The sequence below is a fragment of the Streptomyces sp. NPDC050147 genome, from assembly GCF_040660195.1.
Classification (GTDB): domain Bacteria; phylum Actinomycetota; class Actinomycetes; order Streptomycetales; family Streptomycetaceae; genus Streptomyces.
The window spans coordinates 13734-33420 of the sequence record NZ_JBFALJ010000015.1; the positions used below are offsets into that span (position 1 = coordinate 13734).

Sequence of the window (19687 nt, forward strand, 5' to 3'; positions counted from 1 at the left end):
CGGTTCCCTACGCCGCCGACGCCCGCCATTCCTCCGCGTACTCGTTGAAGATGGCCCGCAGATGGTGGCCGATCTTCAGGTAGTCCAGGTCGTCGAGGTTGGCCAGTGAGACGCGTACCGACCACTCGGGGCCCTCGAAACCGCCGCCGTTCAGGAGTACCACGCCGGTCTGCCGGGCCAGCCGGAAGAGCGCGTCGACCGGCTCGTAGTTCTTTCGCAGGTACGCCGCGAACTGCTCGCCGTGCTCCAGCTGTGCCTGTGCCAGGAGATCCAGCTCGATGTAGTACCCGGCCCGCTGCGGATCGTCGGCGATCCGCATGTGAGCCCTCCAGGAGGAGTTCGAGGCGCTGCTGCACGATCGCGCGGATCCGCAGCTTGTACGCCTGGCCCTCATCGAGCATGGCGAAGACTGCTCGTGACGCGTGGCCGAGGGCAGGGAGCGTCCCTCTTCGTCGGACTCGGCCTCTTGACCTCGGGGACCCCAGCCATTAGTTTGCGGTGGCCGTCGACCTGTCACTACCGAAAGGGGGCGACCAGCGGATGAACACCAACTCTGATCTTGGTCGCCTCGCCCAGCGCACGGCCTGGGTTCCGGGTCGGATCGCGCACGGCGCCTGAACACGCCGTTCTGATGTGCCCGTTCGTGGCACTTTCTCGCCCGTCGGCCCCCGGCACGTTCGTGCCTGTGCCCGCCCGTCCGTGGCGCCTTCGCGCCCGTCCGTCCGTGGCACGTCGCGGGCTTTCCGTCACCGTCTTCCGGCACGTCACTGCTGCGTGCTGTCCTGCGCTGCTCGTTCACACGTGGCGCGCATGAACACAGAAAGCTGCCTGAATTGGCGAACATGATGAAGCGACCGACCGTGCACCGAAACGAAGGCCTGTCATGACAGAGGCGCGGATCACGGTCAATGGGAAAGAAACACCGATCTCACCTGCCGCACCCCACACCACAGCGCTGGATCTGCTGCGCGAACGTGGCCTCACCGGCACCAAGGAAGGCTGCGCCGAGGGTGAATGCGGTGCCTGTTCGGTCCTGGTGGCGCGTCCCGGGGTGAGCAAGCCCACCGACTGGGTGGCGGTCAACGCCTGCCTGCTCCCGGCCGCGGCGCTCGACGGCCAGGAGGTCATCACCTCCGAAGGCCTCGCCACCGTCGGCGAGCCCGGCACACCGGCCACCCTGCACCCGGTGCAGAAGGAGATGGCGGTTCGCGGCGGTTCCCAATGCGGTTACTGCACGCCGGGGTTCATCTGCAGCATGGCTTCCGAGTACTACCGGCCCAACCGCTGCGCGCACGGAAATGCGCCCGACACCGTGGACACGCCCGACACCGCGGACCCGGCCGGAAGCGCTGACCCCGAGCACGGTCCGAACGGGTTCGACCTGCACGCGTTGAGCGGCAACCTGTGCCGCTGCACCGGCTATCGTCCGATTCGCGATGCCGCGTTCGCCGTCGGTCTGCCCACCGACGACGACCCCCTCGCTCAGCGCCGCGAGCAGTCCCCGCCCGCGCCGGTCGCCACCGAGTACGCGCGGGACGGCCGGGTGTTCCTGCGGCCGAGCACCCTGGCGGGCGTGCTGCGGTTGCTGCGCGAGCGGCCCGACGCGGTGGTGGTCGCCGGGTCCACCGACTGGGGCGTCGAGGTGAACATCCGTTCCCGCCGCGCGGATTGCGTGGTCGCCGTCGACCGGCTGCCCGAACTGCGGGAGCTGCGTGTGGAATCCGGCTACGTCGAGATCGGGGCGGCGCTGACGCTCACCGAGATCGAACGCCGCCTCGACGGCCGCGTCCCGTTGCTGGCGGAGCTGTTTCCGCAGTTCGCGTCCCGGCTCATCCGCAACAGCGCGACCCTCGGCGGCAACCTGGGGACCGGCTCTCCCATCGGCGACAGCCCGCCGGTACTGCTCGCCCTCGACGCGTCGGTGGTGCTCGCCGACGCCGACGGTGAGCGCGAGGTCCCCCTGTCCGACTACTTCACCGGCTACCGCCAGAGCGTGCGCCGTTCCGGCGAGTTGATCCGCGCGGTGCGCGTCCCGCTGCCGCTGTCGCCGGTGGTGGCCTTCCACAAGATCGCCAAGCGGCGCTTCGACGACATCTCCAGCGTGGCGGTCGCTTTCGCGCTCGACATCGAGGACGAAATCGTACGCAAGGCGCGCATCGGCCTGGGCGGCGTGGCCGCCACCCCTATACGCTCCCTCGCCGTCGAGGCGGCCCTTGAGGGCGAGCCGTGGACGGCGGAGACTGTCGAGGCCGCGGCCCGGATGCTTGAGGCGGAAGGCACGCCGATGAACGACCATCGCGCCAGCGCCCGTTACCGCTCCGCGATGCTCGGCCAGAGCCTGCTGAAGCTGTACGCACAAACCACCGAGGGTGTGTCGTCATGAGCCATCTGTCCGAGCGCCCCGAGAAGCCCGTCGTCGGCGTCTCCATGCCGCACGAGAGCGCCACCCAGCACGTCACCGGCACCGCGCTCTACACCGACGACCTGGTCCAGCGCACCAAGGACGTCCTGCACGCCCACCCGGTCCAGGTCATGAAGGCCCACGGCAGGATCACCGCACTGCGCACCGAGCCCGCGCTCGCCGTGCCCGGCGTGGTCCGCGTGCTGACCGGGGCCGACGTGCCCGGCGTCAACGACGCCGGCATGAAGCACGACGAACCGCTCTTCCCCGACGAGGTCATGTACTACGGCCACGCGGTCGCCTGGGTGCTCGGCGAGACCCTGGAAGCGGCCCGGCTCGGCGCGGCGGCCGTCGAGGTGGACCTGGACGAACTGCCGTCCGTGGTCACGCTGCAGGACGCGATCGCCGCCGAGAGCTTCCACGGGGCCCGGCCCCTGATGCTGACCGGCGACGTCGACTCCGGCTTCGCCGACTCCGCGCACGTGTTCACCGGCGAGTTCCAGTTCTCCGACCAGGAGCACTTCTATCTGGAGACCCACGCGGCGCTCGCCCTCGTCGACGAGAACGAGCAGGTGTTCATCCAGAGCAGCACCCAGCATCCTTCGGAGACCCAGGAGATCGTCGCGCACGTCCTCGGCCTGCACAGCCACGAGGTGACCGTGCAGTGTCTGCGGATGGGCGGCGGCTTCGGCGGCAAGGAGATGCAGCCGCACGGGTTCGCGGCCATCGCCGCGCTCGGCGCCAGGCTGACCGGCCGGCCGGTCCGGCTGCGGCTCAACCGGACCCAGGACCTGACCATGTCCGGCAAGCGGCACGGGTTCAACGCCACCTGGAAGATCGGCTTCGACGACGACGGCCGCATCCGGGCCCTGGACGCCACCCTGACCGCCGACGGCGGCTGGAGCCTGGACCTCTCCGAGCCCGTCCTCGCCCGTGCGCTGTGCCACATCGACAACACGTACTGGATCCCCAACGCGCGCATCGCCGGTCGCATCGCCAAGACCAACAAGGTCTCCAACACCGCGTTCCGCGGCTTCGGCGGACCGCAGGGCATGCTGGTCATCGAGGACATCATCGGCCGGTGCGCGCCGTCGCTCGGCCTGGACCCGATGGAGTTGCGCGAGCGCAACTTCTACCAGCGGGGTCAGACGACGCCGTACGGCCAGCAAGTCACCCAGTACGAACGGATCTCCGCCGTCTGGCACAAGGTCCAGGAGAACGGCGACGTCGCCGATCGCAAGCGTGAGATCGCCGCCTTCAACGCCGCGCACCCGCACACCAAGCGGGCTCTCGCGGTCACCGGAGTCAAGTTCGGCATCTCGTTCAACCTCACCGCCTTCAACCAGGGCGGCGCGCTGGTGCTGATCTACAAGGACGGCTCGGTCCTGATCAACCACGGCGGCACCGAGATGGGCCAGGGCCTGCACACCAAGATGCTGCAGGTGGCCGCGACCACGCTGGGCATCCCGCTGCACAAGGTGCGCCTCGCCCCGACGCGAACCGACAAGGTGCCCAACACCTCGGCCACCGCCGCCAGTGCGGGGACGGACCTCAACGGCGGGGCGGTGAAGAACGCCTGCGAGCAGTTGCGCGAACGGCTGCTCCAGGTCGCCGCGACCCAGTTGGGCGCGAACGCCTCGGACGTACGCATCGTCGAGGGCGTCGCGCGCTGCCTCGGTAGCGACAAGGAGGTGGCCTGGAACGACCTGGTGCGCACCGCGTACTTCCAGCGCGTTCAGCTGTCGGCGGCCGGTTACTACCGGACCGAGGGCCTGCACTGGGACGCGAAGGCGTTCAAGGGCTCGCCGTTCAAGTACTTCTCCCACGGCGCCGCCGCGGCCGAGGTGGAGGTCGACGGCTTCACCGGCGCTTACCGTGTCCGACGGGTGGACATCGTGCACGATGTCGGCGACAGCCTCTCTCCGATGATCGACATCGGTCAGGTCGAGGGTGGTTTCGTGCAGGGCGCGGGCTGGCTGACGCTGGAGGACATGCGCTGGGACACCAGTGACGGGCCGAACCGCGGGCGGCTGCTCACCCAGGCCGCGAGCACCTACAAGCTGCCGAGCTTTTCGGAGATGCCCGAGGAGTTCCACGTCACGCTGCTGGAGAACGCCACCGAAGAGGGCGCGGTATACGGCTCCAAGGCGGTGGGTGAGCCTCCGCTGATGTTGGCGTTCTCGGTCCGTGAGGCCCTGCGGCAGGCCGCCGCCGCGTTCGGGCCGAGCGGGGTCAGCGTCGAGTTGGCCTCACCCGCGACGCCGGAGGCGGTCTACTGGGCGATCCAGGCGGCTCGCCGAGGTGATGTCGCCCGCGGCGGCTCCGCCCGCGACGTCTTCGCCGTCAACGGCCGCACGGACACGGATGGCGACGGCAGGGACCGAAGCGACGCGAAGACATTGAGCGGTGCCTGACATGGCGTGGGTCGCCGCGGTCGCGCGGTTGCGAGCGCGCCGGGAGCCCGGCGTCCTGGTGACCGTCGCGGCCGTGCGCGGCCATGCCCCGCGCGACGCCGGCGCGAAACTCGTCGTGGGGGAGACCGGGGCGTGGGGCTCGATCGGCGGCGGCAATGTCGAGGCCGTCGCGGTCGACCGGGCCCGGGAGATGATCGCCGCGTCCGAGCGGAAGCCGGAGCTGATGGATTTCGCCCTGAACGACAAGGTGACCAACCAGCACGGTGTGCAGTGCTGCGGCGGCACGGTCACGGTGTTGCTCGAACCGCTGCCCGTCGTACGGTCGGTGGCGATTTTCGGCGTCGGGCACGTCGGACTGGAACTGGCGCGCATCCTGGCACGTCAGGACCTCGACCTCCATCTGATCGACACCCGCTCCGACATCCTCGCCGAGGACCGGCTCGACGTACTGGCGGACGCGGTGGGGCAGGTGCACGTACATCACACACCGCTGCTGCCCGAGGAGGTGCTCTCAGAGTTGCCGCGCGGCACGCACGTCCTGATCATGACTCATGATCACGCCGAGGACGCCGCTCTGTGCGACGCCGCCTTGCGCACGGCCCGTCTCGGCTCCATCGGTCTCATCGGGTCGGCGGCCAAGTGGGTGCGGTTCCGTCACCGCCTCGCCACCGAGGGAGGACACGACGAGGCCACCATCGCCCGGATCAAGACCCCGATCGGCCTGGCGGACATCACCGGCAAGGAACCCGCGACGATCGCCGTGAGCGTCGCCGCCGAGTTGCTGCGTACGTTCGAGACCGAGGGGAGTTGACGCTCGCTCAGCCCCCGGGCAAGGGTGCCCCGCCGCTGGTACGCGTGCGTATGACCAGTGGCGGGGCTCCCGACGTACGCCCGCCGCAGCGACCTACGGGACGGCCGTGTAAGCGACCTACGGGACGGCCTTGTAGATGACCGAGGTGTTCTTGCACTCGCCGTTGGCGAACACCGCGATGGCATCGAGCTCGGCCGGGTTCGCGGCCAGGTCCCAGCGCAGTTTGGTCGACACCCACTCGGAGAGGTAGCGGCAGTGCGCGCCGGGCAGCGGCGGCATCCAACCGGCGGGGTCCTGGGCTGCCTTGGAGCGGTTGGTGCGCTCGGTGACGGCCACCAGGCTCGCGGGTGCGCGCTGGTCGTTGGCGTAGTCCTCACGGCGCTCCGCGCTCCAGCCGGAGGCGCCCGACGACCAGGCTTCCGCGAGCGGCACCAGGTGAGCGACGGCGAGCTTGTCCGGGTCGTCGACTTCCTGGTTGTCGTAGTACGAGACCCACTCGCCGTCGCTCAGCGTGCAGCCCTTGCCGACGGTGGGGGCCTCTTCGGCCTCGGCGATGAGCACTTCGGCGCGGGTGTCGCAACCGTCGCGCTTGTCGAGCCCGGCGTTCCAGTGCTTGAAGTGGCCGCGGCTGTAGCCCTCGTGCCGCTCGTCCGCGACCGGCAGCCGGTGCAGGGCGTCGGCCAGTGTGGTGACCTCGGTGCTCTGTGCGTGGCCGGGCGCGGGGGCGAGGAGCGGGGCGAGGGACAGGGAGAGCGCGGCCAGGCCGCGCGCGAAGTTCTTGGTCATGCCCACAGGCGTAAGTGGTCGACGGGTCCCGGCACGTGACGCGCGGCGGGGGATCCGGCCAGGTGGGTCACGAGATTCACCGCAGAAACGTCTCAGCAGACCCGGCCGACGCCATGTTTCCGTGAGGTTACGCCACTTCGATCAGCCCGGACGCACCGCTTGACCAGGTGTTCGGTGCCCGTGGGCGGCAGTTGTGCCACCTGCCTTCTCCGTATGTGAATGTCGCATGCCGGAAGTCTTGTTCCACGCCCGGCGCTGGTCCTAGGGTCGGGCCACCCCGCACGACCGACCTGGCGTACGGCTGACACCGGGCTTCGCCGTACGCACGGCGCAGCGTTGTCACCCGCGCGCGGAACCGGCGTGCGCGGAGTGACAACGGCGCGGGCATGCGAAGCACGAAAGCGGGCGAGTGAGTTGGCGAGCGAGCGGCAAAACGAGCGGTCGGCGGAGCAGGGGCGGAGCGAAGGGCAAGGGCCGGATCGGGCAGGAGGGGCGGAGCGCCCCGGCAGACGCACCTTTCTGGTCGGGACGGGTCTTGCGGGCGCCGCTGGGCTCGTCAACGCTTCGGCCGCCGGGAGCGCCACCGCGGCCACGGGCGCGAACAGCGCAGGGCGGGCCGGCGTGCAGAGCGGGGCCGACTCACCCGGTGCGGTGCGGGCGGAGCAGTTCAAGGGGGCCAGGAAGCTGCTCGTACCGGAGCTGTTGCTGCTGCCCGGGGGACCGAAGCGTGGGCAGGCCGTGCTCGTCGAGGGCAGGAAGTTCCGGGCGGTCGGACCGGCCGGCGAGCTCATGGCCGCACACCCCGGCCTGCGACCGGTGCGCCTTGACGGGCACCTGATCATGCCGGGCTTCGTCGACGCGCATCATCACTTGACGCAGAGCTTCGGCAAGGCCCAGTCGTTCGGGCAGCCTTCGGAGATCTTCAAGACCATATGGGAGCCGCTGGAACACGCGCTGGACAAGGAGAGCGCCTACGTGTCGGCGAAGCTGGCTTCCCTCGAGGCGCTGCGTGGCGGCTTCACGACGGTTGCCGATGCCGGGACGCGGGCGCCGGTCGATGTGGCCGAAGTGGCGAAGGCAACGCAGGAGGCCGGTATCCGATGCGTGCTGTCCAAGGTCGTTTCCGACGGGAAGGGCGGGCCGGAACATCTCGGCCGGTGGGACGGCCACCCGCTGATCCATCCTTCGCTGGCCATCCCCGTGCCCGAGGACGCGTCAGCGAAAATCATCAAGCGGACGGCGGACCTGTGCCGCGAGGCCGACGCGGTCTTCCAGATCCACGTCAATGAGCATCTGGCCTCCGTGGAGAGGTCGTTGAAGAGCGTCGGCCGCCGGCCCGTCGAGTACCTGCGGCATCTTGGGGCGCTGGGACCGCAGACGCTGGGATCGCATGCCACTCTGCTCACGCCCGGCGAGATGCGCATGCTGGCCGACTCCGGCGCGGCCATCAGCTACAACCCCGTGGCCAGCGCCTGGAAGGGGAACGCCGTCGCACACGCGACCATGCTGGCCGCGATGGGGGTGCGCTTCGGTACGGGCACGGACGGGACGCGCGGTGACGGATTCCGCCTTGTCGACGCCGCGGAGACGGCTCAACGGCTGGCGTACGGCATAGCGGCGGGGGATTCCTCGTGCGGCGCGGGGCGGATGTGGCTGGAGCACGCGACATCGCTCAGCGCCGACGCGCTCGGACTGGGCAAGGTGACCGGCGAGATCGCGGTGGGAAAGGCCGCCGACTTCCTCGTCGTGGACATCGACGTCCCCGAGCTCACCCCCTCCTGGGACTTGGAGTGGGAACTCGTGCGCCTGGCCAACCGCGACCAGATCACCGCCGTCGTGGTCGACGGCAAGCTGCGGCTGTGGGAGGGCTGGCCACCGGACTGGGACGGCCGTGCGCTGGTGGCACGGGCTGCGAAGATCGGCCCTGAAGTGGTGCGCCGGGCAGGGCTGCAGCGCGTGGAGCCACGGTAGTCGCCGCCAGGGGCCCGGCGCCCGGAGGCCGCCCACCCCTGGGCCTTCGCTCCGGGTCCCCTGCGTGGCTCACCGCTCCGGCGGAAGCCATCTGGCGACGGCGAACGCGACCAGGGTGATCGCGGCGGCCAAGGTCGACGTCGCGGTGTGCAGTCCCGAGGTGAACGCGTCGACGACCGCCCTGTGCAGGTGAGGGTCCCCGGTGCGGGACACGGCCTCCGCGACCGTCGTCGGCCGGTCGGGGCCGGACAGCCGAGAGGGGAGGCGGGCCGTGAAGACGGCAGCGGTGATGGTGCCGGTGACAGCGATACCGACAGCGCTGCCCAACTCCCTGGCGAGGCTCTGCAACGCGGAGCCCGTTCCGGCCCTCTCCGCGGGCAGCGCACTCATCATGGCGTGCGAGAGCAGGGGGCTCGCGGTGCCGCAGCCGAGAGCGGTGAGCCCGGCGCCCAGGGCGTAGAGCACGTACGGGGTACGGGCGTCGGCAGCCGACACCACGCACAGCCCGGCGGCCAGTACCAGCATCCCGATGAGGACGGTGCCGCGCCGGCCGCACACCCGCTCGAACAGCAGGCCGATGCGCGGTCCCGCGAGGAGCGCCGCCGCCATCGGCAGCAACCGCAGCCCGGATTCGAGCGGCCCGTACCCCTTGGCGTACTGGAGGTACTGGCCGTTGAGGTAGAAGAGGCCGAACATCCCGGCGAAGAGCGCGGCCATCCCTGCCGCACCCGCCCGAACGGCGGGCCGTGCGAAGAGCCGCGGGTCCAGGAGCGGGTCGCGGGCGCGCAGTTCATGCCGGGCCCAGGCGGCCAGCAGCGCGAGAGACCCCGTGCAGGCGGCCAGAACCGGTGGGGCGCTCCAGCCCTGTTGCGGGCCGGCGACGATCGCGTAGAGCAGCGCCAGGAAGCCGGCGGTGAGCAGGGCGCCGGCGAGCGGCGCGGCGGGGCTCGGCCGGCGGGCGGTGACGGGGGCCACCGCGGCCACCAGGAGCAGGGCGCACAGCGCGAGCGGGATCAGGCAGAGGAAGAGCGTGCGCCAACTGCCGTACTCGATGGCGGCGCCACCGCCGACGTTGCCCAGTACGGCAGCGAGCCCCGTCATGGACGCCCACACGGCGACGGCCTTGCGCCGAGCCTGCTCCGGCAGGCCCTCGACCAGCAGGGCGAGCGTGCTGGGCAGTACGGCGGCCGCGCCGACCCCGCTGATCATGCGCCCGGCGATCAGCACGGTGACGTGCGGGGCAGCGGCGCAGACCACCGCGCCGAGGGTGAAGACTCCCATGCCGCACATGAGCGTTCCCTTGCGACCCCTGCGGTCGGCGAGCGCGCCGGCGGGCACCAACAGGCAGGCGAAGATGACGACATAGCCGTCCACGACCCACACCACGGCCTGAGCGGAGGGACGCAGGGCGTCGGCCGACAGGTCGGGGATGGCCAGATTGACGGCGGAAACCATGCCGATCACCAAGGTGACGCACAGGCCCATGGCCAGCGTGACCAGCGCGGGCGGACGGTGCGGGAGCGCGTCCCGTCGGGGGGCGTGAGCGTGAGCGGGATCGGATGCGGGCGCGGCGCGAGGATCGGTGGGCGGTCCGGTGGGTGGTTCGGTCATCGGGCCGGTGGCAGGGGTGGGATCGGCGTGATCCAACGGGACCTCCGTGGAAGAGGAACTGGGGAGGCTCGGGGGAGGCACAGCACGTCACAACGCGTGCCTGGTACGGAGTCGACGCGTCGTCACGCAAGCGCCTGCGCGAAAGGGGGTGGGTGGCCGGTGAAGCCTTACGGCAAGGAGCTGACGGTGCCGTCGGTGTCTGCGGAGGAGGCGGAGGCGGCGGCGCGGTCGGTGTACTTGGTCGCCCGGTCGAGCGTGGCGTGCAGGGTCAGTCGGTCCCCGCGCAGGTGCAGGAACTCCAGGTCGGCGGGGCGGCCGTCGGCGAGGCGGGTGAGGCGTTCGACGGCGAGGATCGCGCCGCCCCCGGGCATCTCCAGGACCGCGCAGGTCGCCGGATCGGCGACCGTGGCGTGGACGGACACATCGGCCTTGCCGAGCGGCATGCCCGTCGCGGTCTCGATCAGATCGAAGACGTCGTGGTTCTCCAGCGTGCGCGGCGTCTTCCTGGCGCGCGCCAAAAGGGGCTCACCCACCTCAGGGATGAGATAGGTGCAGTCCAGGGAGAGGGGGATGCCGTCCACCCGGCGCAGCCGCTCCAGGTAGACGGCAGGGCTCCCTGCGGGAAGGTCCAGGCGGCGGGCGACCGTGAGCGGCGGACGCAGGACGCGGGCTTCGCGGACCTCGTTGACGACGGTGCCGTGCCGCTGGAGCACCTCGGCGAGTCCCGACAGCTCGCCCAGCGGATGCTCGTAGGCGCGGCCGATGACGACCGTGCCCAGACCCCGTCGGCGTTCGACAAGACCTTCGTCACGCAGGAGCCCCAGAGCCTCACGAACCGTGTTCCGGGAGGCGTCGAACTCGGCGATCAGGGCTCGCTCGTCCGGCAGTACTCCGCCGGGGAAGGCGCCGCGCATGACCTGCCTGCGCAGCACGCTGGCCACGGTCCGGGCTCGGTCGGCCCGCGTCAGCGGCACGCCGGACCCGTCACCCCTCGGCTTCGGCTCGCGCATGGCTCCCTCAAGATGGATGCGTGGACAGCCGGCGCGGGCAGGACGCCACGCCGGACACCGACGCTAGGCGAGCAATGTTGCCGCGAAGTTACGCCACCCCATGTGACCTGCGGTGATGTCGTGACCTGGGACTATGCGGGGCCGTCGGGCGGGTGTGCCACCCACGGTCGGCCGGGTGCGCCACCAGCTGTCGGCGAGACGGGCCGCTCGACGGCGGGCGGCCGGGCTGCCTGTCGGACGGGCGGGCGTGGCCATCGGTCGACGCCGGCGGGTGTTGCGCACGCGGCGAGGACAAGCGGGATTCCGCTAAGCAGTTTGCGCTGAGGGTGTCGGTGTGGCCGGTGTGGTCCTCGGCCACCTCAAGGCGGCGACTACTCCGCCCAGGTCGGGGCATGGTACTCCGCCCGCTGATGGCTGTAATCGCCCCCTGCGAGGGCATACCGCCGGAGCGACATGTTTGCATATGCCCATGATCATCAACGCACAGCAAACATCCCGGTCGCGGACCTACCTGGATCGCATCCTGGAGCACTGGCACGAGGACGAGGACGCCGAGGCGCTCGTCCAGGGTACGCAGCGGCTGACCAGGGGAGAGGCTCGCCGGCGGCTGTTCCGGCTGGGCCACGCGCTGCGCGGGCAGGGGCTCGCACCCGGAGACGGAGTAGGGCTGTTCCTGGCCAATCGTGTGGACTCCGTCCTGGTGCAGCTCGCCGTCCATCTCATCGGCTGCCGCGTCGTGTTCCTGCCGCCCGAGCCGGGGCCCGGCGAACTCGCCGCGCTGGTCGAGCAGTCCCGGGCGCGCGCCGTGGTCACCGACCCGCTCTTCGCGGAGCGGGCCGCGGACGCCGCGGGCCGCAGCGTCCACGCACCTGAGCTGCTCAGCCTGGGACCGTGCGAACCGGAGTGCACGGACCTGCTGGCCCTGGAGGCCGAGTACCCGGCGGTGCGCCCCGACGGCGTGCCCGACCCGGGAGCGGACGAAGCGGTCACCGTCCTCTACACCGGCGGCACCCTGGGCCGCCCCAAGCTCGCCGCGCACAGCCACCGGCTCTACGACACGCTGGTGGACCTGGCGGACGGCGCCCCGCAGGACTCACGTCCCGCGGTCTTCCCGACGATGAAGCCGGGCACGGACCGCGTGCTCGCCGCCACGCTGCTCACCCACGGAAGCGGCCACCTCACCTCGGTCCAAGCGCTGGTGACAGGATCAACCCTCGTCGTCCTGCCCGAGTTCGAGGCGGGCGCGGCGCTCGCGGTGCTGCGCGAGGAGCGGATCACCGCGACCATGTTCGTACCGCCCATGCTGTACGCGCTTCTCGACCACCCGGAGTGCGCGCCGGGCGCCCTTCCCGCGCTGCGGCGGATCGTCGTCGGCGGCGCCGCCACCTCGCCCAGCAGGCTCCAGCAGGCGGTCGAGGTCTTCGGGCCGGTGCTCAGCCAGGGCTACGGGCAGTCCGAGGCGCTCGGTATCGCCGCGTTCGGCGCCGAAGACCTCGCCTCGAAGGGTGCCCAGCGGCCCGAGCTCTGGCGCAGCTGCGGTCGCGCGATAGCCGGCGTCGAGATCGAGATCCGTGGTGAGGACAGCACGGTCGCCCTGCCCGGCAGGCAGGTCGGCGAGGTGTGCGTCCGGGGCGAGACGGTGATGCTCGGCTACTACGAGGACCCCGAGCGCACGGCGGCGGCGCTGCACGACGGCTGGCTGCGCACCGGGGACATGGGCTATCTCGACGCCGAGGGATACCTCTATCTCGTCGACCGGGCCAAGGACATCATCGTCACCGGCAGTACCAGCGACAACGTCTACTCCAGGGTCCTGGAGGACTTCCTCCTCACGCTGCCCGGTGTGCGCAACGCGGCGGCCCTCGGCATGCCGGACGAGGAGTACGGAGAGGCCGTACAGATCTTCCTGGCCACGGCGGAGGGCGCTGACGTCGACCCGGACGAGGTCGGCGCCTCGGTGACGGCCGAGTTGGGCGAGCTGTACACGCCCCGGAAGACGGTCCTGCTGCGTCAGCTGCCGACGACCAAAGTCGGCAAGGTGGACAAGAAGGCGCTGCGCGCCGCGTGGACCGGCGAGGCGCCGGCCGCAGCGCCCGGGGGCCCGCGGCGCACCACCGCGTGAGCTGAGCGGACGACTGGCGATTAGAATCCTCTCTCATGTCGAAGCCTGACCAACTGCTTGTTGACGTCGCCGCTCTGGTGGAGTCCGGGCACAGCACTCAGATGTCTCTGACCGTGGTCGCCTGTGGCGCTGTCATCACGGGGCGGCTGGCTCCGGAATCGGTGTGGAGGCAGCGGGTGTCGGAGGTGCTGGCGGACTCGGACCGCCTGAGTGATTTCTCCGCCGTGTTCACCGCCGCCACGCAGCCGGAGGGGCCGCCGAGGTATCTGCATTTCCACGTGGCGCGGATCCTCCAGGGCACGGTGGGGATCCCGGAGACGGGCGGGATGTACCGCGTGGCGATCGAGGACGTCAGCGCCTGGACCATCGGCGATTTCAGCTACTCCGATCACTGACCCGGTAAGCGACCCACCGATCCCCTGACCCACTGATCCCCTGACCCACCGATACGCCGGGAATGCCTCGGCAAGCGGTGAGGGTCCGACCGGCGGTTCCGGTCGGACCCTCACTGTCGCGCCGTCCCTAGCAGCTGCCGTCCGACACCTTGAGGCCGGTGCCCGCCCCCGCCGTTCTGCCTACGATGGCCGGCACGCAGCCGGCGCTGTCGAGGTGGTAGGCGTAGGGGATGCTCACCGTGGTGTTGGACGTCGGGTTCGGGCCCGCGGGCTTGTAGTCGCTTTCGGCGGGAGACCAGGTCACCTTGTCGAAGATGTTCCCGCTGACCTGCCAGTAACCGGCCGCGTCGGTGTAGAAGGTGCCGAGGACGTCCTTGGAGTCCTTGAAGTAGTTGTTGTCCACCTTGGCCTTGGCTCCGGCGCGGGAGTTGATGCCGGACTCGTTCAGACCCACGTAGTAGTTGTTGTAGATGTGGGCCGTGCCGCCGCGGAGCAGCGGCGTACGGGAGTCGATGTTCTCGTACTTGTTGTGGTGGTACGTGATGTAGCCGTTCGAGACGTCGCTCTCGCTGGACCCGACGAGACCGCCGCGCCCGGAGTTGCGCAGGACGCTGTACGACAGGGTCACGTACCGCGTGTTGTTCTTCATGTCGAAGAGCCCGTCGTAGCCCTCCGACTCCCCGCCCGACGCCTCCAGGGTCGTGTGGTCGACCCAGACGTTGCGGACGTCGCTCTCCATGCCGATGGCGTCACCGCCGTTGGACGTGGGGGAGCCGGACTTCTTGACGTTCTTGACGGTCACGTTCTGGATGATGATGTTGCTGGACTCCCGTATGTGGATGCCCAGTTGGTCGAAGACGGCGCCGCTGCCGACGCCGACGAGCGTGACGTTGCTGATCTGCTTGAGCTCGATCACACCGGCGGCGGTGTTGCAGCTGTCGCCCGACACCTTCGCGGTGTTGGCGTGGTTGATCTTCCCCTCCACCTCGATGGTGATCGGGGTGTCGTCGGCGGCGCGGCTGCACAGCGCCGCGTGGATCGCGGTGCCCGTCGTGGCCCGCACCGTCTTCCCGCCCGCGCCGCCGGTGGTCCCGCCGTTCTGCGTCGCGTAGCCGGTGGCGCTGCCGACCGCGGCCGAGGCCCCGGCTCGCGCGGAGGCGTCCGGTTGAGCGGAGGCCTCCGGCAGCGTCAGGGCCGCACCGGTGGCGGCCGTGGTGGCCAGCGCGGCCAGCGCGACGCGCAGTCTTCGTGAACGTGCTCGGCTCATGGTCAGCTCCCTGTTCATCGTTGAATCCCGGGTTTTGCTGTCCCGCATGCCGTAGTCGTCGCAGTGGTCCACGAGGTTGCCGCCCCGCCGCAAGGTCCTCAGGGCTGTTGTGCCGGGCAGAGGCGGTGGGGCTTCGGCTCGTCCTCGAGCCTGGCTTCGGCGCAGCCGCCCGGCAGCCCGCCGTACGCCTTCTTGCCGAAGTTGGCCGTCACGGTCAGCTCTCCGTCGCCGAACTTTGAGCGCTGCACCGTCCCGTCGGCGGTGAGTCGCGCGTAGTCGGTCATCCGCTCGGTGCCCGCGGCCTTGTGCAGAGGCACGAAATAGCGTTGGAGCGTGGCCATTTCCTTGCCGGTGGACCTCAAGTTCCCGTCGCCGAGCGTGAAGTTGAGCGGAGTGTTGTACAGGGCGGACATCAGCGCGCGGTCGGTCTTCTGCGCCGGAAGTTTGTTGTACGGCAGTTCCCAGCGGTCAGTGTTGATGACGGAACCGTGCAGCACGGTCTCGTACAAGGGGACGCGGTAGCGCGGGTCGTACATCGCCTTCGCCAGGGCGGGCGGCAGTTCGGCCTGCTGGAAGAAGAACGCGGGCAGGCCCTGCGGTGCGTAGCCGCCCCACTTCTCCTTGTCCTTCTCCAGCTTCCACAGGCCATCGGCGACGGGTGTCTGGCCACCGTGGTCGAAGGCGAGCGCGGAGGCGGCCCAGGCTCCCGCGGACTCCGAGCCGAGCACGAACTTGTCGTCAGAGGCCAGCTTCCGCATGCGCTCCAGACGGTTGGCGCGGTCCTGCTTCTTGTTCATGTGGTGGCCTTCGCTGCTGTCGGTGAACAGCTCGCCCGCCGCGTCGACGTCCAGGAAATAGCTGTCGGCGCCGTTGGCCGTCATCTTCTTGGCCCGGTCGTCCAGGTAGTGCTTGCCGGGCTCGGCCTGCTGGAAGGCCTGGGTGCTGAGATAGCAGCCCCGGCCGCCGAATCCTTCCTTGATCTCACCCTTCCAGTTCCGTACGCAGAAGTCCGGGTAGACCGAGCCGGGCCACTTCGAGGAGGGGTTGTCGGCGCTCCCGGGCGGCTGGCCGTTGGCGTAGGAGTCGTACGGAGCGACCAGGTAGCCGTTTCGTTCCGCTGCCCGCACGGCTTGCCCGTCCATCGGCCGGTCGTCGGCGTCGTAACTGAGCCAGAGCCGGGAGACGCCGAGCTCACGCAGCTCGTTCACGCCCTTCGCCGTACGTGCGCTGCCCCAGGCGTAGGCGTGAACAGCTCCCAAGAGGCGTGCCACTTCCGGGTTCTCGCGGATCTTCTGCTTCAACGAGCGCGACTTGCCGCGCTCGTCGAGGTAGTCGCGGTAGTCGGTGGCGGAGGAGACCGGGGACGAGTCGGTGAGGGAGAAGTGCACCGTGTAGTCGCGGGTCTGTTCGCGCCGCGAGAACTCGTGCCGCGCCGTGGCGCCGATGCGGCCGCTCTTCGACGCGAAGCCGAGCGACGTGCCGACCTCCTCCGGCACGATGTAGCCGACGCCGTGCCCGCCGCGGGTGTAGCCCCAGGCCGGAAGCGTGAGGCCGCCCGAGAGTTCGGCCTGAGAGCCCTTCAGCCCGGCCTCGCCGGAATTCCAGAAGGCGTCGCTCACCGGGACGCGCAGGCCTTCGCCGCGGGGGATCTGCAGGGCCGCGTCGGCGCCGGGCGTCGTACGCGGCCAGGAGAGGTTCTGGTCGGTCGCGGAGCGCACCGTCATGCGCAGGCGGCCGTGATCGCTCTTGGCCGTGACGGTGAGTTTCTTGTCGGGATACGACCAGTGGGCCCTGTCCCCGTCCACGGTCACCTCGCCCGGCTTGCCGAGCGACTGGCCCGCCGCGCCGGACACCGGCAGCGAGGCCCCGTCGCCCGTGCGCCCGGTGACGCGCAGCGACCCGGTGTCGACGCGCGCGGTACCGCCCCGCACCGTGAAGTCGACCGTCCCACCGTGTACTTGGGGTGGCGCGGTCGACACGCCGCCCCCGGGCGGCGGCTCGGCCATGGCCAGGTAGCCCGCCGACGCCGTGCCGGCGGTCAGCGCGACGGCCGCGGCGATGCCGTACGTACGCGAACGTCGCCGACGCCGCCCACCGACGACGTCACTGTGCCGGGCTCCCTGTGTCTGACTGCTGTTGCTCTTCGCGTGGTTCACGCGGCAGAGCGTCGGCGGTGGGGTTAAGAAGTTTCTAAGAGGACCTCTGGCCCTCCTGCGAACGCTGCGGCAACCGACCCATGGCGCGGGATCACGGTGACGGTCGGCGCATGGCGGAACATCGGCATCTTCTGGCAGATTATCGGAAGTGCGACACGGCCTGCGGCGTCGACGATGACGGGGTGCGAAGGAATACGTCCATCACCCTGCTGTCCGCCGGGCACGCCTGCGTCGACCTCTACCAGGGCGCCGTGGCGTCCCTGGTGCCGTTCTTCGTCGCCGAGCGCGCCTACAGCTATGCCGCCGTCTCGGGGATCGTGCTCGCCGCCTCCCTGCTGTCGTCCGTGGCCCAACCTCTGTTCGGCATCCTCACCGACCGCCGGTCCATGCCGTGGCTGCTCCCGGCCAGCACGCTGCTGGGCGGCCTGGGCATCGCCTTGAGCGGGGTGAGCGGCTCCTACGCGCTGACCCTCGTGTTCGTGGCGGTGTCCGGGGTGGGCGTGGCCGCCTATCACCCCGAGTCGGCACGGGTCGCCCGGCTCGCCGGCCGGGGCAGCCACCGGGGAATGGGGTGGTTCTCGCTCGGCGGCAACCTCGGCTTCGCGGCCGCCCCGCTCCTGGTCACCGCTGTCGTCGCCGCGGGGGGCCTGCGCCTGACGCCGCTCCTGGTGCTGCCGGCGCTCGTCGGCGCCGTGCTGTGCCTGCCCGTGCTGCGCGCGCTGGAACGGCAGCGACAGGCCGCCGGAGGCGATACGGGTACGGCGGCGTCGGCCGGTGACGACGACAGAGCGTCGTTCGTGAAGCTGTCGCTGGCCGTGGTGTGCCGGTCGGTCGTCTTCATCGGCCTGAGCACCTTCATCTCCCTTTACGCCCAAGAGCGCATGGGGGGCGGCACGGCGGCGGGTACCGCGGCGCTTTTCGTGCTCTACCTCGGTGGCGCGGTCGGCTCCGTGCTCGGTGGCACGCTGGCCGAGCGCTGGGACCGGGTCACCGTCGCGCGCTGGGCGTACCTGCTCACGGCCGGATGCGTCGCGGGCGTGGTGTTCGTGCCCGGTCCGGCCTTCTATCTGTGCGTGGCGCTGACCTCGGCCGGTCTCTACGTCCCGTTCTCGTTGCAGGTCACGCTCGGGCAGGACTACCTGCCCTCGCGCGTCGGCACCGCCAGCGGGATCACTCTCGGTCTGACGGTCAGCATCGGCGGTCTGGCGAGCCCCTTGATCGGCAGCCTCGCCGACGCGACATCCCTGCGGAGCGCCCTGGCCCCCCTGGTCCTGATGCCCGTCCTGAGCTGGCTGCTGTTCCGCACCCTGCCCGAACCCGCCGAGCCGCGACCCGTGAGCGGCGGGAGCCGCGCCCTCACCAGCCCGTGAACAGCAAGTGGTTCAGCAGGAGCGCGAGTACGGCCTGCGCGGTGAGCCAGTGGCGCTGACGTGCTTTCGGCACGAAGGCGGTCGCCGCGAGCAGGAACGTGGCGAACGGCAGCCAGATGCGCTCTGTTTCCGCCTTGCTCATGCCCGACAGGTCGGCGGCCAGCAGAGCAAGCAGAGCGGCCAGGACAAGGGCGGTCAGGCGGTCGGCGGGTGTGGTGCGGCCGGCCCACAGGCGTTTGATCGCGCCGGGCGCGGAAGCCGCCGTCCGGCGCAGGCCCGCGACCGTCGCGAGGCCGACTACCAGGACCGTGCAGGCGAGGTTGGCCCAGACGAAGTAGGCGTACGGCCTGATGCCGCCCGCCCCTTGGTGGTAGCGCTCGACGAGCAGGCGATAGGCCTCCCACCAGTCGAAGCCCAACCAAGTGAAGACGAGCGGGGCCACGGCTGTTCCCGCCAGGAAGAGCGGCAGGGGGCGCGCGGCGCGGGTGATCAGCAGGACGGCCGCGGCGACGACGGCGAAGAGCGTCAGACCGTACGAGAGGTAGCAGGTGAGGCCGGACAGGAGGCCGGAGCCGAGTGCCGCGGCGGCGGGGGAGCGGGCCTCGCGCGTCGCCGCCAGCGCGAGCAGGGCGGTCATCCACGCGGTGACGGCGGCGAAGTAGCCGTCCGCCGAGGCGCCGATCCAGACCGCCGCCGGGGCCAGGACGAGGAAGGGCGCCGCACGGCGGGCCATCTCCTCGTCGGCCAGTGCCCGCACGGTGATCAGGACGGCCGCCACGGCGGTGCTGCCCACCGTGATGCAGAAGGCCCCGGCCCAGGCGCCGCCCCCGAGGCCGACGCGGTCGAGCAGGACGAAGGTGAGGGTGGCGCCGGGCGGATGGCCCGCGGTGTGGGCGGGCCAGTGACCGGGGGAGTCGATGAGGATGTGCCGGGTGAAGTCGCGCAGCGTGCCGGGGATGTCCTCGAAGCGGTCGATCACCTGGAGGTACTCGTACTTGGTGGTGAGCCGCCGGGCCACGCCCCGGTGCCAGCCGTCGATCAGCGCGAGCGACCAGATCCAGGCCATGGAGGCGGTCCATGCGGTGAGCAGGAGTGTCCGCCAGGACAACCGGACGGCGAGGACGGGGGCGTAAACGATCACGGCGGCGGCGACCGCCACCGCGGCGGGTGTGCCGGGTCCGACGTGTGGATGCCATTGGGCGTACAGGGGTGGCCAGTTGAGATGCAGCGTGCCGTCCGCGTGCTCGATCGACGTGCCGACGACGACGGCCGCGACGACGACAAGCGCCGCGATTCCGGCAGCGGCCAGGTCACGGCGGTGGCCGGTGCGTTCTGTGGTGCTCACGTCCGCACCGTAGGCGCGGGTGGCGCGA

Annotated in this window: 12 protein-coding genes and 2 pseudogenes; 7 read left to right on the forward strand and 7 right to left on the reverse strand. The window is 70.6% G+C overall.

Annotated features, from left to right (window positions below; translation table 11 throughout):
• Positions 1-7: 7 nt before the first annotated feature.
• Positions 8-413 (reverse strand): annotated as a pseudogene (locus AB0I94_RS22905) (aspartate 4-decarboxylase); the annotation flags it as partial.
• 470 nt (positions 414-883) lie between these two features.
• Here AB0I94_RS22905 and AB0I94_RS22910 point away from each other — a divergent pair.
• The 3 genes from AB0I94_RS22910 to xdhC are packed head-to-tail and all read left to right on the forward strand — an operon-like array spanning position 884 to position 5626.
• Complete coding sequence (locus AB0I94_RS22910; RefSeq protein WP_363311462.1) at positions 884-2383, forward strand: FAD binding domain-containing protein; 1500 nt, start codon at positions 884-886, stop codon at positions 2381-2383.
• A complete protein-coding gene (xdhB, locus tag AB0I94_RS22915) occupies positions 2380-4815 on the forward strand; it encodes a xanthine dehydrogenase molybdopterin binding subunit (protein ID WP_363311463.1) in 2436 nt (811 codons plus the stop codon). The genes AB0I94_RS22910 and xdhB overlap by 4 nt, the downstream gene beginning before the upstream one ends.
• Before the next feature lies 1 nt (position 4816).
• On the forward strand, positions 4817-5626 hold the full coding sequence (gene xdhC, locus AB0I94_RS22920; RefSeq protein WP_363311464.1) for a xanthine dehydrogenase accessory protein XdhC: 810 nt from the start codon (positions 4817-4819) through the stop codon (positions 5624-5626).
• Between the two features lie 117 nt (positions 5627-5743).
• Here xdhC and AB0I94_RS22925 read toward each other — a convergent pair whose 3' ends face one another.
• Positions 5744-6412: an HNH endonuclease family protein gene (locus tag AB0I94_RS22925; RefSeq protein WP_363311465.1), complete on the reverse strand. Its 669-nt coding sequence runs from the start codon at positions 6410-6412 to the stop codon at positions 5744-5746.
• 621 nt (positions 6413-7033) lie between these two features.
• Between AB0I94_RS22925 and AB0I94_RS22930 the strand changes: the two genes are divergently transcribed.
• Positions 7034-8383 carry an amidohydrolase family protein gene (locus AB0I94_RS22930; RefSeq protein WP_363311466.1) on the forward strand — a complete coding sequence of 450 codons (1350 nt, stop codon included), beginning with the start codon at positions 7034-7036 and terminating at the stop codon, positions 8381-8383.
• 69 nt (positions 8384-8452) lie between these two features.
• Here the strand turns inward: AB0I94_RS22930 and AB0I94_RS22935 are convergent, their stop codons facing one another.
• Complete coding sequence (locus tag AB0I94_RS22935) at positions 8453-9994, reverse strand: MFS transporter (protein WP_363311467.1); 1542 nt, start codon at positions 9992-9994, stop codon at positions 8453-8455.
• Between the two features lie 167 nt (positions 9995-10161).
• The gene (locus tag AB0I94_RS22940; RefSeq protein WP_363311468.1) at positions 10162-11004 is read right to left on the reverse strand and encodes a GntR family transcriptional regulator; all 843 of its coding nucleotides are present in this window, start codon (positions 11002-11004) and stop codon (positions 10162-10164) included.
• Positions 11005-11473: 469 nt separating this feature from the next.
• Here AB0I94_RS22940 and AB0I94_RS22945 point away from each other — a divergent pair, with 469 nt between their 5' ends.
• Both AB0I94_RS22945 and AB0I94_RS22950 read left to right on the forward strand, forming a co-directional pair.
• Positions 11474-13126 (forward strand): AMP-binding protein, encoded by a 1653-nt coding sequence (locus AB0I94_RS22945; protein ID WP_363311469.1) that lies wholly within the window; start codon positions 11474-11476, stop codon positions 13124-13126.
• Between the two features lie 35 nt (positions 13127-13161).
• Positions 13162-13521, forward strand: coding sequence for a hypothetical protein (locus AB0I94_RS22950; RefSeq protein WP_363311470.1), 360 nt, complete (start codon positions 13162-13164; stop codon positions 13519-13521).
• A 130-nt stretch (positions 13522-13651) separates the two neighbouring features.
• Here the strand turns inward: AB0I94_RS22950 and AB0I94_RS22955 are convergent.
• Positions 13652-14788: pseudogene (locus AB0I94_RS22955) on the reverse strand (polysaccharide lyase family 1 protein); the annotation flags it as partial.
• Between the two features lie 98 nt (positions 14789-14886).
• On the reverse strand, positions 14887-16944 hold the full coding sequence (locus tag AB0I94_RS22960; RefSeq protein WP_363311471.1) for a glycoside hydrolase: 2058 nt from the start codon (positions 16942-16944) through the stop codon (positions 14887-14889).
• Between the two features lie 182 nt (positions 16945-17126).
• On the opposite strand from AB0I94_RS22960, the gene AB0I94_RS22965 reads away from it, so the two are divergent.
• Complete coding sequence (locus AB0I94_RS22965) at positions 17127-18314, forward strand: MFS transporter (RefSeq protein WP_363311472.1); 1188 nt, start codon at positions 17127-17129, stop codon at positions 18312-18314.
• Here the strand turns inward: AB0I94_RS22965 and AB0I94_RS22970 are convergent.
• Entirely contained in the window at positions 18301-19659 is a 1359-nt protein-coding gene (locus tag AB0I94_RS22970) for a hypothetical protein (RefSeq protein WP_363311473.1), read from the reverse strand. The two genes, AB0I94_RS22965 and AB0I94_RS22970, sit on opposite strands and share 14 nt — an antisense overlap.
• Positions 19660-19687: the final 28 nt, after the last annotated feature.